Raw genomic sequence first — 16,133 nt, forward strand, 5'->3', positions numbered from 1 at the left:
ACACGGTGGCTCAAAAGGAAAAAATGATAACGAAGGGACAACTCTTCCTTTTTATAATTCAAGCCCAAATCGGTGTTGGCATTCTGTCTCTTCCTTCCAAGCTTAACGAAACCGCCAAAGGCGGAGGGGGACTTTCTGTTTTAGTTGCAGGGGCTGTTACCCAACTTGTCATCATTCTTCTGTGGCTTCTGCTGAAGAAATTCCCCGGGCTTAACCTATTCAATATTTGCATAAAGCTCGGAGGCCCGATTATTGGCAGTCTGTTGATTATTGTGTACATCGGTTACTTTATTCTGCTTGGCTCCAATATTATGCTTAATGCCGTAGAGGTGCTTCGGAGATGGATGCTGCAAACCACGCCAAGATGGGCTGTACTGGCTCTTTTTTCTATCATGACACTCTACCTCGCAAGAGAAAAGCTGACCGTACTGGCAAGGTTCTATACGCTGGCTTCCGTGCTGTTTATTCCCTTATTTTTATTTATCTGCTATGGATTAACTCAAGCCCACTTGGAAAATATGTTCCCCCTCTTGGAAAAGGGGGTCTTGAATATTATAAAAGGAGCAAAGGAAACAACCATATCTATGTATGGTTTCGAATTAATGCTGATCATCTACCCGCTGTCTGAAGGTACAGATAAACAAAAATTGATAACGGTCAGTCTCTCTAACCTGTTTGTGACCCTGTTCTATTTCTTCGTGGTCTCTACCTGTCTGATGTTCTTTAACTCCGAGCAAATCAAAATGATACCCGAACCGGTTATTTACTTAATGAAATCTCTAAGCTTTTTCATTGTGGACCGTGCGGATATCCTGTTTCTACCGATCTGGACCGTAACCCTTGTATGTTCTATCGTAAGTTATTGCTACGCAGCGTCCATGGGGTTCAGTGTTTTATTCAGACGAAAAAGCCATCGGAATTTTACTCCGTTTGTGAAAATCATTACATTCATAATTGCGCTTGCGCCAGCAACTTCTGTCGGCATCCATCTGCTGGATACTGCCTCTACATATGCTGCCTACCTCATTATTGGCGGGCTCACGCCGGTAATGTTAATCATCTCTCTATTTATAAAGAGCAAAGGAAGTGGCCTTGCATGAGATGCCGCATGAAGTTAGGAACGATTGCACTCTCGGTGCTGATTATTCTTTCCTCCCTCAGTCTCACCGGATGCTGGGATCAGGAATACTTGAAGGACTTGCATCTGGCCTACAGTGCAGGGTTTGATCTAACCGAAGATGGAAAGATACAAGAAACTGTGGAATTAATCATTCCACCTGAAATTGAGCAGAAAGCCACTACGAGCGAAATTCATACGAGTTCTGGCCATAACCTGCGCAGTGCCAGCAATGAGCTGCGGAATCGGGTGAGTGGAAACATTAGATTTCTTAAAAATGGTTTTCAGTTACTCGGAAAGTCCGTGGCAGAGCAAGGCCTTTACTCTAACTTGGATGTAAACTTCAGGGACCCGGGCAACCCGACATCCAACGTCAGGGTAATTATTGCGGAAGGAAAGGCTTCCGATATTCTTGAACAAAAAACGGTCGGGGAGTCAAAGGTTGGCGAGTTCATCACACAAAAGATTAAAAGTCTTGAGGACATGAGTGTATTTCCAAAAGAAACGTTAGATACCGTGTTCCGGTACCTGAAGGATCCCGGGCAGGACTTTGCGCTTCCCTATATAGCTATGGAAGGCAATGAAATTATCACAAGAGGAGTGGCCCTTTTTAGTGATCAGTATTATAGCGGGATGCTGAACCCAGATCAGTCCATATTACTAGTCCTGCTAAAGGGACAGAAGGGAAAAAATGCAAGATTCACAAAGAAAATTGTTCTGGGCTATCCGGATAATATACAGGAGTACGTTACTATTAATGTAGGTTTAAAAAAAGTGAAGCGGAAATTCAAGGTATCGGTTTCTGCGGACAAAAGTGTTGAAGTCCATTTGGAGTTAAAGCTGCAAGCCATCGTAGAAGAGTTTCCCGGAAAGCGTTCGTTAAAGGAGAACGATCTTCAAAAAGTAAATCAAGCATTTTCGGAAATTCTCACAAAAGAAGCTAAATCGGTTGTGGAAGAAGTCCAAAAGGCCAACTGTGATATCTTTGGGGTCGGGAGAGAACTTATTGCTTATCATCACAAGGTCTGGAGGGACAAAAATTGGCCTAAAGATTATCGTAAAGTACATTTCCATCCTAAAGTGGATGTAAAAATTATAGATACCGGCATTATTGAGTAGAGGGTTCCACCTATTAGTCATGCATATGTAGAACCCTTTATTTATTTGATTTCCTTATTTGTTAACCCGCCAACTGACCAGCCTGTTCACGACAATCAGTGAAATCATGCTGAAGACCAGCATGACGGCACAATCCAGCATAACCCCTTTAGACCAGCCGACCGTCAGAATGGAACGCATGGCATCCGCAGCGTAGGTTGTCGGCAGCACATAAGATATCCATTGCAGCGGCACAGGAAGCTGATCAATGCTCACCATGACCGGAGACAGAAAGGAGATGATCATCATCAGGGCCTGACAGAGCATGTTGGTGAACTGGAAGGTGGGCGACCAGAATCCAAGAAGTATTCCAATGCCTACAACACTGGTCAGGCTTAGAATGATGACGACGGGCAGCCCCGGCGAATAATGAAGCTGAACACCGTACATCCACTGGCCGAGCGATCCCAAAATAAGAAAAGAAGGCAGTGTGTTCATCAGTCCCCGCAGCATGTTGGCAAGCACAAAGTTATTCTTGGATATGGGGAGAGACGCATAAAAGGTAAAATGATCCTGATGCTTCTGCAAGGCAATTTCCTGCCCCAGCCCATTCATCCCCATCACGATAATTCCGAACACGAGATTTCCTGCAATAATCTGCACGACCATTTCATCAGTCGGGTTCACCGTATAAAACCGCATGAAAAGCAGGGTCGTAAGCGGGTACAGCGTCGCCATCAGAATGACCCATGCCCAGCTGTCCCTGACAATCGCGAACTGAATCCGGAACAAAATAGAGATTTCCGTCCACCAGCGTTCCCATCGGCCCCTCTTTCTCAGCGGCTGAAGCCCGATCGGATTCATAAAGGTGCTCATGCCCCCACCACCTCTTTGGCTGCTTGATCGATATGGAAATATACATCCTCCAGACTTGGCGGCAGGACGGCATACTCCTCTATCTGCAGGCCGCGGTGTGAGATGATTCTGTCCAGCACGCTGCTCGCCTGGGCTTTGTCCACCAGCAGGCAGATCCGGTTTTCACCGCTTCTCTGGAGAATCCCCCACTCAGCCAGCTCTTTTTCAACCTCTTCCCTCTGGCCGAATGCCGTCTGGATTTCAAATTTCAGCCGCTGGTCCACACGCTGCTTCAGCTTAGCCACACTATCAATCGCCAGCAGCTTTCCGTGATTGATCACTGCGACCCGGTCAACCACATGCTCTGCTTCGAGAACATTATGTGTAACCAGGATTACAGTAGCGCCATTACGGTTATGCTCCTGGATGAGATCCCACACCAATCTCCGCTTTGTCGGATCAAGCTCATTGGTGGGTTCATCCAGTATCAGCACCGGCGAGTGGCCGATCAGCGCCGTGCCGATGCCAACCATCCGCTTCTGTCCGCCGGAGAGGCGTTTTAATGATTTGTTCCGCAGTTCTGTCATTTCGAACCGCTCCAGCAATTCCGCGGCTTCCCGCTCTGCCGGTTTCTTCTGCATTCCGCGAAGCTGCCCTGTAAATACAAGCGCTTCCATCGCTGTTAATGCAGATAACGCATGTGGCTCCTGCGCGTAGTAAGACACCTCGCTTGCTACCACACGTGTTTGTTTGTACACATCAAGCCCGTTGTATAATACTTGCCCTTCGGTCGGCTTCAGGTGTCCCACCAATTGTTTGATCAATGTCGATTTGCCCGCTCCGTTTGGTCCCAGCACCCCCAGGATTTCTCCCCTTTGAATGAGAAAAGAAATATCTTCGTTGGCTTTGATTTTGCCCTTTTTGTAGACCATATTGACGCACTCTACCTCGTAGATCCAGCTATCCATTTCTCCCCATCTCCTTCGCTATCGCAAAAGCAAGCTTTTGGTCTGATCCATCAACGCAGCCAGCCGCTCAGTGTCCAGCACATAGTAGATCCGGCTATCCGTTCGGGTGATTCGGATTAAATTCAGGTCAATCAGCAGGTTCGTATGGTAGTTGATTGCTGCCGGTGTCAGCATTAATAGCTGCGCCAGTTCGCCTGCATACCGGTTGCTCTGTTTCAGCAGCCCGATAATTTCCAGCCTCCGTTTGTCGGAGATTACCTTCAGGAACTGTTCAATCGCTTCCTTCTCTTCACGCTGACTGGCCAAAGCATCATTACGGTATCCGAGAATCATCCAATCCAGCCGGGACACGCCCTCAAAATGCCGGAAATCCACGCGGACCTGTGAGATATAGCTGACGTGAACCCGGGTATCGTTTACGATTAGCTCTTTACCGGAATTGGCAATCTCTCCAAAAGCCTTCTCCGGCTGTTCGTGAAAATAAACGTCATAACGAGCCGCGCCTTCCTCTCCAAGCTCCCTTAACCGCTCCCTTAGGACTAGAAAGCCGTGACGGAAAAAAGAATCGAGTAAAATCTGCGTTCTCCGCTTGAACTCCCCGGGAAACCTTGCATAGTCCATAAGTTCAGCGTGAAGTTCTCCATCCGGCAGCGGAACAGCGGCAACCAGCCGATGCAGAAGAGCGGAATCCTGACAAACCTCCTCAAAAGAAAAGCCGCCTCGCCAATCCGGGCCGGAGCTTGCATACACAGCCTCAACCAGCATCGCTGCCAGTTCCCCAGGTTGACGCTTGTTATAGCATTCCATCCAGGCCTCTACGGTCTCCACTTTATCATCATCGTAAAACACCTGGGAAAGAACGGCATCCAGACGGTCGTACGTCAGGGTCTTTCCAAAAAAACGGGCCAGTTCCTCTTTGACATGCCGGGATATTCGGCTTATGACGTCTTCCAGCATCTCCGTGAATTGGGGGTCTGGTGTAAACTTTAGCTCCTGCGCAAGCTCGTTCATGGACTCAACCTTGGCGGCCATCGTCAGTGCGGCAATGAATTCCAGCGGCTCGCAGTAGTCAAACTTCATCATCTTCACAATTTCATCCGGGTTAATAATTCCTTCCCCCTTCGGTTTTAAATATGAATTTAACTAATATAGAAATTTGTTAAGTATTCGTTAAACAAATCATAACAAGCTAATTCTTCCATGTCAATATTCCTTAACTTATATAAAAAAAGTAAATACATTTGCCTGTCCAGATTGGAGGAAAATCCTTTTTATGTGTCGAAATGTAAATCGAATTGTTTTTTTGTGCTCTGCATATCCAAATCCATATGATGAAGGCAGGTAATTCGATGAGGATCTCCATTGTTTGCAGGGAACTGTCCGGCAGAGGCGGGATGGAAACGGTATTTAAAAATGTAATCACACACTTGATGCAGAAGGGTGATGAGGTTGAACTCATTATATTTGGGGGATCGCATGATAAAAAGTGGCTGGAGTCGGTTCCGCATCACATTATTGAAATGCCCCGATCCAACCTGATAAAAATTTATTATAATTCGCTGGTTGTATATTCCAGACTGCTGCGCAATTTCAATCCTGAGGTCATTCTGGTGACTGATCCCTACTTTATCTATCAAACAAAATTGGTGACTTCCCGGATGAAAAGAAAACCAGCCATTGGGTCCTGGGTTCACTTTGAGCTGTCTGCGTTAATAAAGGTTCAGCAGCTGGCCTCGGCCCACTTCCATTTGGCCATTAGCAAAGGAATTGGCAGGCAAATTGAGAAAGTGAACGGGGGCAGAAGCGATAATGTCCATATCATCTATAATCCTGTCGCCATTTCTGAAATGACCGTGCCTCGACCGGATATCGCCACTTTTTTGTATGTAGGCCGGCTGGAAGATGAGTATAAAAAAATAAGTGATTTCTTAAAGGCCCTCTCTCAATTAAAGGGAGAGTTCAAAACCATTATGATTGGCGACGGGCCGGATCATGAACCATTAGTTGCCTTGTCCCGGCAATTGGGGATCAATGACAGGGTTGAATGGAGAGGCTGGCAATATAACCCCTGGGATCAACTCCCTCCCGTTTCCTGTTTAGTATTAACATCACGGCTGGAAGGATTTGGACTGGTGCTTGTTGAGGCTATGTCCAAAGGCATACCATGCATCAGCACAGATTGCCCATCAGGTCCATCCGAGATTATCCGCGGAGGCGAGAACGGATGGTTAGTTCCCCCCGGTGATGTCGGGGCTATTTCCTCCATGCTGCAAAATGTCATTGATCAACCGGAAATACTGCCGTCACAGGAGGCGGTTCGGGAATCTGTAAAGCATTTTGATACCAGCCTCCTGATGAATAAGCTACGGGATGTCCTTCAGGCGGAAATTAACAAAAAAGATAAAAATATCCTTTCTGTTTGATTGCTTATATTAGCAAGCGCTGTTCTGCTAAATTCCTTTTTGTCTTAGGAATGAGAATATAGAATCGACCGCAAGCCTGACTCCTCCGGACAATTGGAACGAGCGTTTCAGCTTGTCTCCGTTCTCTTTGTACTTTTTATCCTGATAAATTTTGTAAGCCGTTTCACGCAGCTCCCTAGGGCTAATCTCAGAATTCCTTACATAAATCCCAGCCTCCATGTCATCCAAATGGCTGGATATGGTGAACTGGTCGGCTCCCTGTGGAAACATGATCATGGGTACATTATTGTGAACAGCCTCGCACACACTATTATATCCCCCATGTGTGATGAAGACGTCTGCTCTTTCCAAGACATCCATCTGGGGGTGAAAGGCACTCAAATAAAAATTATCAGGGACGGGGATATCGCCAATATCCACAAGACTGCCAATGGACATTACAATCTGCCATTCGGTATCCCTGAACGCATCAAAGCACTTTTGATAAAAGCCGGGGCGGTTCGTATAGATTGAGCCTAACGAAATATAGATAAGCGGCTTGCCCGACATCTCTTCGATACGGGAATCTACGCCTGTCCGATCCTGACGGATGTTAGGTCCGATGAATGCATAGCTTTCATCAAAGGTATCCGCAAACGGCTGAAACTCTTTTGTGGTGTATACAATATTAAGCTCCTCCCGTCCTGTAAATGCATCAAGCGCATCAAAGTCCTTGATTCCATGAGCCATAGCGATTTGCTTGGACATTACGTCCAATTCTTCGCTTAAACGGCTCTTCCCAAGAGAATCCAGGTATTCCTGTCCTTTGTCAGGGGGAATGCGAAATACATTTTCCAGGAAGTACAATGGAGCAGCATCGATCATGGTTTTGTTAATAGCAAAGGTAAGCACGTAGCACAAGACCGGGACATCAAGGACACTGGCTAGTTGTTTCCCCCAAAAGGCATCACAGTCCCGGATGATATAATCCGGGTTATCGGCCATAACCTCCGGCAAGATGGCGTTGATGATCTTTTTGCTTTTTTCGATGACCCCCGGCACGAGATAGTTTAGCAGTACTTTGGGATGTTCGACCTCAATAGTAGTGGCGCTGTTGTCGAACATCCCTCTTGCGTGCCCATAGCTTCGGAATGTCACCCCCATTGCCTCGATGGTTTCCCTGAAACTCTCGTTGGAATAATAAATAACCTCTTCGCCCCGTGACACCAACTCCCTCACCAAAGTAAGGGTTGGCATCACGTGGCTGTAAAAAGGAAAGCTCAAAAACACGATTTTGGACACTGTATGACATCCTTTCGCCCAGAAAAATAACCGCCTGCACAGAGGAGCTAAACGACAATGGCTTCTGAGATAAAAGCCAGAATAGCGTCTGCCCCCAGCTTTGCTCCGCCGGATAACCGGAAGGAGTCTGCCAATTTCTCACAATTCCGTCGATACTCACTATTCTTATAAACACCCTCCACGGTTTCCAGCAATTCCACAGGAGATATCTCCTGGTTTCTCACATAAACACCTGCACCGGTTTCTTCTATACGGCTGGAGGTAGCCACCTGGTCGGCACCCTGCGGAAACAAGACCAGCGGCACATGATTATCGATCGCTTCACTTAAACTGTTGTAGCCCCCATGTGACAGGAACACATCTACCTGCGACATCAGCTCTACCTGCGGAACCTGATTTGCCACTACAAAGTTTGCCGGAACATCGCCCAGCAATGAAATATCCACCTTCTTTCCAACGGACATAATGACTGAAAATCCGGTGTCCCTGAACGCTTCCATGCATCTTTTATAAAGCTCCAGCGTGTTATTAAAAATATTTCCGAAGGCGATGAGCAGCACGGGCCTATCCGCCTCTTTTTGAAACGGAAAATCCGTTTTTTCTTTGCTTGCCCGCACGCTCGGACCGATAAAAACGTAGTTGTCGCCAAATGTTTCCGCGTAGGGCTGAAACTCCCTGGAGGTATACACAATGTTGAATTCATCACCACCTGCCAGCGCGTCCAGTACAGTGTATCCCTCAACACCTTGTTCCTTGGCGATCCCTGCTGCAATATGATCCAGAACCTGGCTGACACTTTCCTTCTCCGCAACCGGCAGCGAATCCGCGGACATGCTGAATACAGATTCCATAAAACCTTCCTTGTTGATATCCATCATCCTGTTATTTAATGCAACGGTAGTGATATAACAAACGACCGGCACATCCAATATATTACCGAGCAGCCTTCCCCAATAAGCCTCGCAATCTCTTACGATATAATCAGGGTTATCGGCCAGTACACGGTTGACTATTCTTTGCACCACTTTTTTGGACTTCAAAATTTTACTTGGCACGAGCGAGTATAAAATATCAACGGGTGTCGGATACCCGGCATAATTAATCTGATCGGTCGCCGCTTCCAGTAGCCCAATGATGTCTCCATAATCTCTGAAGACCGCTCCTGTCTCTTCTACGGCATCCTTGTACGCCTCAACCGAGTAGTAAATCACCTCCTCTCCCCGTTCAAGCAGTTCACGAACTAACGCCAAGGATGGAATGACGTGGCTATAGAAAGGGTAGCTCAGAAAAATTACCTTTGACATGTTTGCACATTCCTCCTAATCTCGTTGCGTAACAATGGGCTGGATGTTTCCTGCGGCCTCCTGCAGGACAAATAAAAGGTCATCTCTATCTTCTTCAAATGGCAGGATGATTTTTAGCTTCAAATAGTCTTCTCCCTGCCAGACATAGAACCCGATCTTCCCGTTGCTGTCTTCTGCCCGCTCACCATATTCTGCGCTGACCGCAATTTCTTGCAATGTGAGATCCTCGCTGCAGGATTGTAAGACACCATAGTAGTTGAACATGATCGACGCACCTGAATATAGCTTCTCAAGAAGCCTGGAGGTCTCCGCAAAAGGATAAGCCGTCCCTCCATTCAGCATCAGATTGACAAAGCTGATGTTACCCTTGACACATTCATTAACCAGATGCTGAATCCATTTTTCGAGGGAATCCGTTTGGTTATTTCCCGCCAGCACTGGTATAACATCTGCAAAGTCTCCGACGATATCGTAATAGAGATTCTCTTCATAACGTCTTCCGTTATTCACCAGCCAAAAAGGTACCTCGCGGATTCCAAACATTTTGCCGCAAAGGGGAATCATTACCTCTAAAGCGAGCTGCCAATGCGACTTCTCCTTGTTTCCCAGCCTCAGGGGGATAACCAGATCTAGCATTGTAGATTTATGCCTGTTTTTGGAGTTGATGTACTTCTCCAATTCTCTGGCCTGCGCTGCAAATGCGGCCAACCGGAACATCCCGCACAATTGCTGCTCGCTTAGATTTTGGGGTCCCTTTTGCATTTGGTCCGCATAATCCCAATAGTTCTGATGATGCTTTAGGGAGTGAACAGGCAGTGAAGAGTCGCCGGCAAAGTAAGCAGCCAATTGATCCGTGATAATCCCCAGGCTTAATCCATCAGAAACTGCGTGATCGGCAGAATACAGCAGCATATAATCTTCAGGAGCGGTTTGGACCAGAACTAAACGGTATAATAATCCATTGTCCCGTTCAAATGGAAGTTTGTTGAAATGATCTTGCAAATAAGCCAGACATTCACTTCTCCGTGCTGCATCAAAACCGGACAGATCAATCAATATAAACGGAAGATTATATACAGAGCCATGTTCGTAAAAATACGTATTTTCTCCGTCATTTACGATTACAGATCTCAACAGCACCTGTTCGTTTACGAGCCGCAAAATAGCTTTTTGAATCTTGCCAATATCGCCGCAGCTCCGAAATGGAATGGAAGTATGGACCTTTTCGGCATTCATCAGATGGTATTTCTGAACAGCCGCCGGTAAATGTTTCCCAACCAACGGGGCATTTCGGATACTTTCCGTATGCCTTAGCTCTTGATCCTTTATCTCAGCCAGCCATATGCTGCATAATACTTCTATAGAAGCATCCCCTTCAGTGCCAGATGAATCGATTCTTCCAACAGGGTTCTCCACGATTGGATTATTTCGCAGATCCCGGACACATTCCGAGAGCTCGGCAATCTTCTGGCGATGAAACAGATCCTTGATTTCCATATGCAGCCGGTGCTTACCCAGTATTGCAGCCACTTGCATTGCCTTCAGAGAATCTCCGCCAACCTCAAAGAAATTATCTTCGATTCCCACCTTTTCCAGCCGCAGCACTTCTTCCCAGACTTCCGCCAGCATCAACTCGATTTCGTTCCTAGGGGGAATGTATCCGGAATGGCGCTGCATACTATTCTCCGGCACAGGCAATAATTTCTGATCAATCTTGCCGTTGGAGGTCAACGGGAAAGCCTCCATTCGGACAAAATACGCAGGAATCATAAATTCAGGCAATTTGCTCAGGAGCTGCTTCCTTAATTCGGTCACTGAATAATCCATTGCGGAAATGTAGTAAGCACAGATGCTGGCATGCTGAAGCTGATTTTTTCGGTGTGTTACGATTACATCTTTAATGCCCTCGATCTTAAGCAATTCCGCTTTAATTTCTTGAGGCTCAACCCTGAAGCCCCTTATTTTGACCTGCTCGTCCATCCGGCCCAAATACTCTAGATTCCCATCCGGCAGCCATCTAGCCAAGTCGCCTGTCCGGTACACTTTTCCGATTCTGGAATCGGCAGCAGTAATTATTTTATCCGCGGTCATCTCAGGCCGCTTCCAGTACCCCCTGGTCAAGCCTATACCGCCAATACACAGTTCTCCCGGAATTCCCACCGGTTGAAGATTGCGATATTTATCCAGGATATACATTTGAGTATTCAGTATCGGCTTGCCTATCGGAACGGGGTCATCCACTTCACCTTGCTTATTGGCGATCCAAACCGAAGAATATACGGTCGTTTCCGTCGGTCCATAGGCATTGATGTACTCGCATTTCCTTTTCCATTCATTGACCAGTCCGGATGAAATCGCTGAACCGATCGTAATCATCTTGTCAACCGTATGAATGTTATTTGGATTCAAATTGGCCAAATAAGTCGGCGGCAGGATTGCTGCCGTAATCCTGTTGGAATTTAGAAATGCTTCGAAGCAGCTGTTGTCATTCAGGATCTCCTTGGTCGTGAGACATAAAGTGCCGCCCAGCAAGATGGACATGGAAATATCCATTAATGATACGTCAAAGGAAATGCTGGAAAATTGAACAACCCGCTCGCGGTCCTGAATTTTAAGCTGCTCCTTGTTGGAGGCGGTCAAGTTCACGATCCCTTTGTGCTCCAGTAAAGTTCCCTTAGGCTTTCCGGTTGTGCCGGAAGTATAGATCATATAAGCCAAGTCGCTTGACCGGTTTATTACAGGGAGGTTGGAGCCATCCATATTGTTCAGTCCGGCGCAATTCAGATCTATAACTTCCCCGTCGAAATCCAGCCAGTTATAAGGAATGTTCTGGGTCAGCACTAATTGTATGCCGCTGTCTTCAATCATGAATTTGATTCTTTCACCCGGATAGTCCGGGTCGATCGGTAAATACGCGCCTCCAGACTTAAGAATGCCCAGCCAACCGATCATCATTTCAAAAGAACGCTCAAACATGAGGCCCACCACTGAACCGGCGGTGACGCCTTTCTCTCTCAGCAATCGCGCCAACTGATTTGCTCTCTTATTCAGCTCACCGTAACTCATGGTTTGATCAAGAAACTCCAGGGCAGGCTCATCACCGCGGCGTTTCGCCTGTTCTTCGAACAATCCATGAATGGTTTGATCGGCCGGCAAGTCAAACGAAGTCTGGTTGAAAGCCAATATCTGCTGGACAGCATTCTCTGAAACCATGCAGATATCGGATATCCTAATCTCCCGGTCCGCAATGACCTGGTTGACTATTGCTTTGAGATAATCGATCATGGTCTCCACGGTTTCGCGTTTGAATAATCTGGTGCAGTATTCGAAGCTGCAGTGCAGCAATCCATCCAGTCCTTCCAGACAATGAAGGGTAATATCGAACCTTGAAATGTTATGCTCGTGTTCATAGAAAGATACCTTCATCTCTCCGAACTGAAACTGATTGACGGCGATATTCTGCAGGATAAGCATCGCATCAAAAAGGGGATTCCGTCCCGTGTCCCTCACGATGTCCAGTTTTGAAATCATTTCTTCAAATTGATAATCCTGGTTGTCAAAGGCACTCAGTGCACTGCTTTTGACCTCATTTAAGAAATCCTTGAAACGTTTATTCCCTGCGGGGAAATTTCTCATCGCCAAAGTATTCGAGAACATGCCCATGACACTTTCCAGTTCAACCTGCCTTCTGCGTGTGACAGGGGAACCCACTATAATGTCTTCCTGGTTCGTAATTTTTGACAGCATAATATTAAAAAGGGCTAATAGAAGCATATACAGCGTCGCGCCATTGTCGCCCGCAAGCTCTTTGAGCTTGCGAGTAGTTTCTTTATCGAGAGTAAAAGGAATTTTGCTTCCTTCATAACTCTTGTGAACCGGTCTCTTGTAATCAACGGGCAATTCCAGCAGCGGAACTTCGCCCTTGAACATTTTCAGCCAGAACTCTTCCTGCTGCTTGAAATCCCCGTTCTCAGCGGATTCCTTCTCCCATACGGAAAAATCCTTAAACTGAATTTCCGGCTCCGGCAGTACGGCATTCCCATAAAGCAGGGCCAGTTCTTTAATGAACAACCCAATCGAAATCCCGTCAGATATAATATGATGCATATCGAACATAAAAAGATAATGGCGGCTGGCGATTTTGATGATCTTCACCCTGAACAGCGGGGATGTGTCTAAATCAAAAGGCTGAATGAACCTGTCTGCCTCTAAGCGGATATCGTCTATTTTCTCTTCTGTATAATCAATTGAAAAATCAATAGTGTCATGCACAACCTGAACCGGCTCATGATGTATCATATGGAATGAGGTTCTTAATATTTCATGGCGGGAGATCATTTGCCTAAGGACGCTTTCCACCTGACCAACATCCAGTTCTCCCTCCATCACCATCACTTCCGGCATATTATAGCTCGTAGATTCCCCTTCCAGATGGTATAGGGCGTACATTCTTTTCTGTGCTGAGGACATGGGGTAATAATCCCGTTTTTCTGTTGGCAGAATAGAGGAGTACGTGCCGGGACGTTTACTTTTAATCAAGGCCGCGAGGTTGCATATCGTTTGCTTTTCAAATATTTCATCCAATTCGATTTCTACCTGGAATTCCTTATGAAGCCTAGACAAAAGCATGGTTGCCTTCAGAGAATGGCCACCCAGCATAAAAAAATTATCATGAATCGAGACTTTGTCGACCTCCAGTACATTTTTCCAGATTTCCACCAGTCTGCTTTCAATTTCATTCGTCGGATGCTGGAACCGGGCCCCGAGTTCCTTAAGGTCCTGATTATTCCGCAAGGCATTCCTGTCCATTTTTCCTGTCGGCGTCATGGGGAACTGTTCCAGTTGAAAAAAGTGGGTTGGCAGCATATACTCCGGCAGAGACTTCGACAACGATTCCCTTAGCTCCAGCGCCGACAACACTCTGTCGCACACAATATAAGCACAAATTCTGGAGTTATCGTTCTGATCCTCCCATAGTGCAACTACCGCTTCCGTGATTCCGTTATATTCCAGCAAACGGTTTTCGATTTCTCCCAGCTCAATCCGGTAGCCTCTGAGCTTAACCTGTGTATCCGCCCTTCCGATAATTTCTATTTCCCCGCCCGTTGTCCAACGTGCAAGGTCTCCTGTCCGGTACATTCTTTCGTTGGCCTCAAATGGATTGCTGACGAACTTATCACGGGTAAGCACTTCATTATGCAAATATCCTCTCGCCAGACCGGCGCCTGAAATGCACAGCTCCCCGACCATACCCGCCGCTTTTAATTCCAGATTGTCGCCTACGATATAAACTCTGGTATTTCCGATAGGTTTTCCGATCGTCAGCTCTGTGTCATCCGGTTTCAGATCCCTTTTGAGGGTTGCCAGCACACTGCTTTCTGTTGGTCCGTATTCATTCACGATTTCCATTCCGGGATGCAGTTGCTTGCTAGCTATGAGTAAATTGGGTGTTACTTTCTCACCTGCTAAGGTAACGATGCGGAGGCTTTGGGCCTCCTCGGGCTTCATGTTCCGCAACAAGGCGCTGTATAAGGTGGGTACGGCGATAAAATGAGTGATTTTATGCAATGTGATCAATTGAATAATGGCTAAAGGATCTCTCGCTTCCGTTTCGTCCAAAAATACTACCGTGGCACCGGATACGATAGGCGTAAAAAAGCTGGTAAGGAATCCGTCGAAAATATAGGAAAACAACTGAAGCATACGGTCACTTGCATCAAAGCTGTATTCGCTTTTTCTCCACTGGATAGTGTTCGAAATGCTGCGGTGTTCGATAATAACACCTTTAGGCTGTCCCGTAGTACCCGATGTATAAATAACATAGGCGGGATGATCTAAAGCTCTGCCTAGAATTAAGTCCAGATCGCTTTCGTTCTCCAATAAGACATCATCATCCAGCCGAATGACTGTCAAACCGTCCCGCTTCAGCTTCTCTTCGGTCTGCTTGTTAGAGACGGCAACTTCGATCCCAGCATCTTCGATTAGAAATTGCAGTCTTTCCTCTGGGCTTTTTATATCCAGCGGCAAATAAGCCGCACCTGACTTCAAGATTCCCAATATGCCCACAGCCATATCGATTGACCGCTCGACAAGCAGCCCCACGATCTGGTTGGCCCCGACTCCTTGATTTCTGAGCACTCTGGCGAGCTTGTTGGCTTTGGCATTCAAATCTCTGTACGTTATGGATTGGTTGTTGAACTTGACTGCCACGTGGTCCGGAGTCTGGCGAACCTGTTTCTCGAACAGTTCATAGAGCGTCATGTCTTCCATGTTCTGATAGGTTCGCGTTTGCTCCTTTAAAAGCTTCAGCGATTCCTCCGCCGACAGCAAACTCATAGAACCAAGCTTGATGCTTACATTCTCCGCTGCCCCCTTCAGAATTTGGAAATATTGTTTGGCTAGCTGCATTACAAAATTTCTGGTGAAATATTTGAGGTTATATATTAAGTTCAGACTAATTCCAGCGTCATCCCGGGTAAAGCCAAAGACAATATTGCTGCCTACATCGGGAATGACCGCATCATTATGGATATTGGTCAGCAAACAAAGCACATGACGGACAAAAGAAAAATCACGATCGCTGATTGCCTGTACATCTTCGATGATTTTATCGAACGGATAATCCTGATGATCGTACGCTCCCAAGGTGGTTTCCCTGACTTGAAGCAGGCTTTCCCTGAACGTCATGCCGGTGGTAAACGTGTCAATAATCGGGACATAATGATTGTACGCCTCGCTGGTGCTGTTCTCGTCCATATATACAGGTGATGCGACAGTGATTATGCTGCTTTCGGTATGCTTTACAATCAGCCACTTCAACGCCGTCAGAAGTATATAGTAAAGAGAATCGTCGGACCGGTTGCTTAAATGCTGAAGCTGCTGGAACAGTCCATCAGGAATATCCAACCGCAGGCTTTCTTTGCCCTCTATGCCGAGAGCAGATTTGTGAGGGTCAGTCAGAATCCGGCTGTCTGTCTCGCTTCCAACAACCCTGTTTAACCAGTACTTTTTCTTCTTTTTCATTTCGGAAGTCGATAACAGAACGTTTATATTGGCATTTTGAATGGACATAATCTCGTTCAACCCC

General features: G+C 46.5%; 9 protein-coding genes. 3 read left to right on the top strand and 6 right to left on the bottom strand.

The features are described from left to right. Window positions 1–5 precede the first annotated feature (5 nt). Both PRIO_RS28240 and PRIO_RS28245 read left to right on the top strand, forming a co-directional pair. The gene (locus PRIO_RS28240) at window positions 6–1,100 is read left to right on the top strand and encodes a GerAB/ArcD/ProY family transporter (protein WP_020433421.1); all 1,095 of its coding nucleotides are present in this window, start codon (window positions 6–8) and stop codon (window positions 1,098–1,100) included. An 8-nt stretch (window positions 1,101–1,108) separates the two neighbouring features. Continuing rightward, the gene (locus PRIO_RS28245; protein ID WP_039790948.1) at window positions 1,109–2,236 is read left to right on the top strand and encodes a Ger(x)C family spore germination protein; all 1,128 of its coding nucleotides are present in this window, start codon (window positions 1,109–1,111) and stop codon (window positions 2,234–2,236) included. 54 nt (window positions 2,237–2,290) lie between these two features. On the opposite strand, the gene PRIO_RS28250 is transcribed toward PRIO_RS28245, so the two are convergent. The 3 genes from PRIO_RS28250 to PRIO_RS34180 are packed head-to-tail and all read right to left on the bottom strand — an operon-like array spanning window position 2,291 to window position 5,121. After that, window positions 2,291–3,091, bottom strand: coding sequence for an ABC transporter permease (locus tag PRIO_RS28250; protein WP_020433418.1), 801 nt, complete (start codon window positions 3,089–3,091; stop codon window positions 2,291–2,293). Continuing rightward, window positions 3,088–4,038 (bottom strand): ABC transporter ATP-binding protein, encoded by a 951-nt coding sequence (locus tag PRIO_RS28255; protein WP_020433417.1) that lies wholly within the window; start codon window positions 4,036–4,038, stop codon window positions 3,088–3,090. The genes PRIO_RS28250 and PRIO_RS28255 overlap by 4 nt, the downstream gene beginning before the upstream one ends. 18 nt (window positions 4,039–4,056) lie before the next feature. Further along, window positions 4,057–5,121 (bottom strand): ArsR/SmtB family transcription factor, encoded by a 1,065-nt coding sequence (locus tag PRIO_RS34180; RefSeq protein ID WP_020433415.1) that lies wholly within the window; start codon window positions 5,119–5,121, stop codon window positions 4,057–4,059. Between the two features lie 311 nt (window positions 5,122–5,432). Here PRIO_RS34180 and PRIO_RS28265 point away from each other — a divergent pair, with 311 nt between their 5' ends. Next, a complete protein-coding gene (locus PRIO_RS28265) occupies window positions 5,433–6,461 on the top strand; it encodes a glycosyltransferase (protein WP_046507522.1) in 1,029 nt (342 codons plus the stop codon). Between the two features lie 27 nt (window positions 6,462–6,488). On the opposite strand, the gene PRIO_RS28270 is transcribed toward PRIO_RS28265, so the two are convergent. Genes PRIO_RS28270 through PRIO_RS28280 form a run of 3 tightly spaced genes read right to left on the bottom strand, consistent with a single transcriptional unit; the run spans window position 6,489 to window position 16,117 of the window. Next, entirely contained in the window at window positions 6,489–7,742 is a 1,254-nt protein-coding gene (locus PRIO_RS28270) for a macrolide family glycosyltransferase (protein WP_020433411.1), read from the bottom strand. A 47-nt stretch (window positions 7,743–7,789) separates the two neighbouring features. Then, window positions 7,790–9,046 carry a macrolide family glycosyltransferase gene (locus tag PRIO_RS28275; protein ID WP_020433410.1) on the bottom strand — a complete coding sequence of 419 codons (1,257 nt, stop codon included), beginning with the start codon at window positions 9,044–9,046 and terminating at the stop codon, window positions 7,790–7,792. A gap of 15 nt (window positions 9,047–9,061) precedes the next feature. Next, window positions 9,062–16,117 (bottom strand): non-ribosomal peptide synthetase, encoded by a 7,056-nt coding sequence (locus PRIO_RS28280; protein WP_052741529.1) that lies wholly within the window; start codon window positions 16,115–16,117, stop codon window positions 9,062–9,064. Between the last annotated feature and the right edge of the window lie 16 nt (window positions 16,118–16,133).

It is taken from the genome of Paenibacillus riograndensis SBR5 (assembly GCF_000981585.1).
In the GTDB taxonomy this organism is placed as follows: domain Bacteria; phylum Bacillota; class Bacilli; order Paenibacillales; family Paenibacillaceae; genus Paenibacillus_AQ; species Paenibacillus_AQ riograndensis.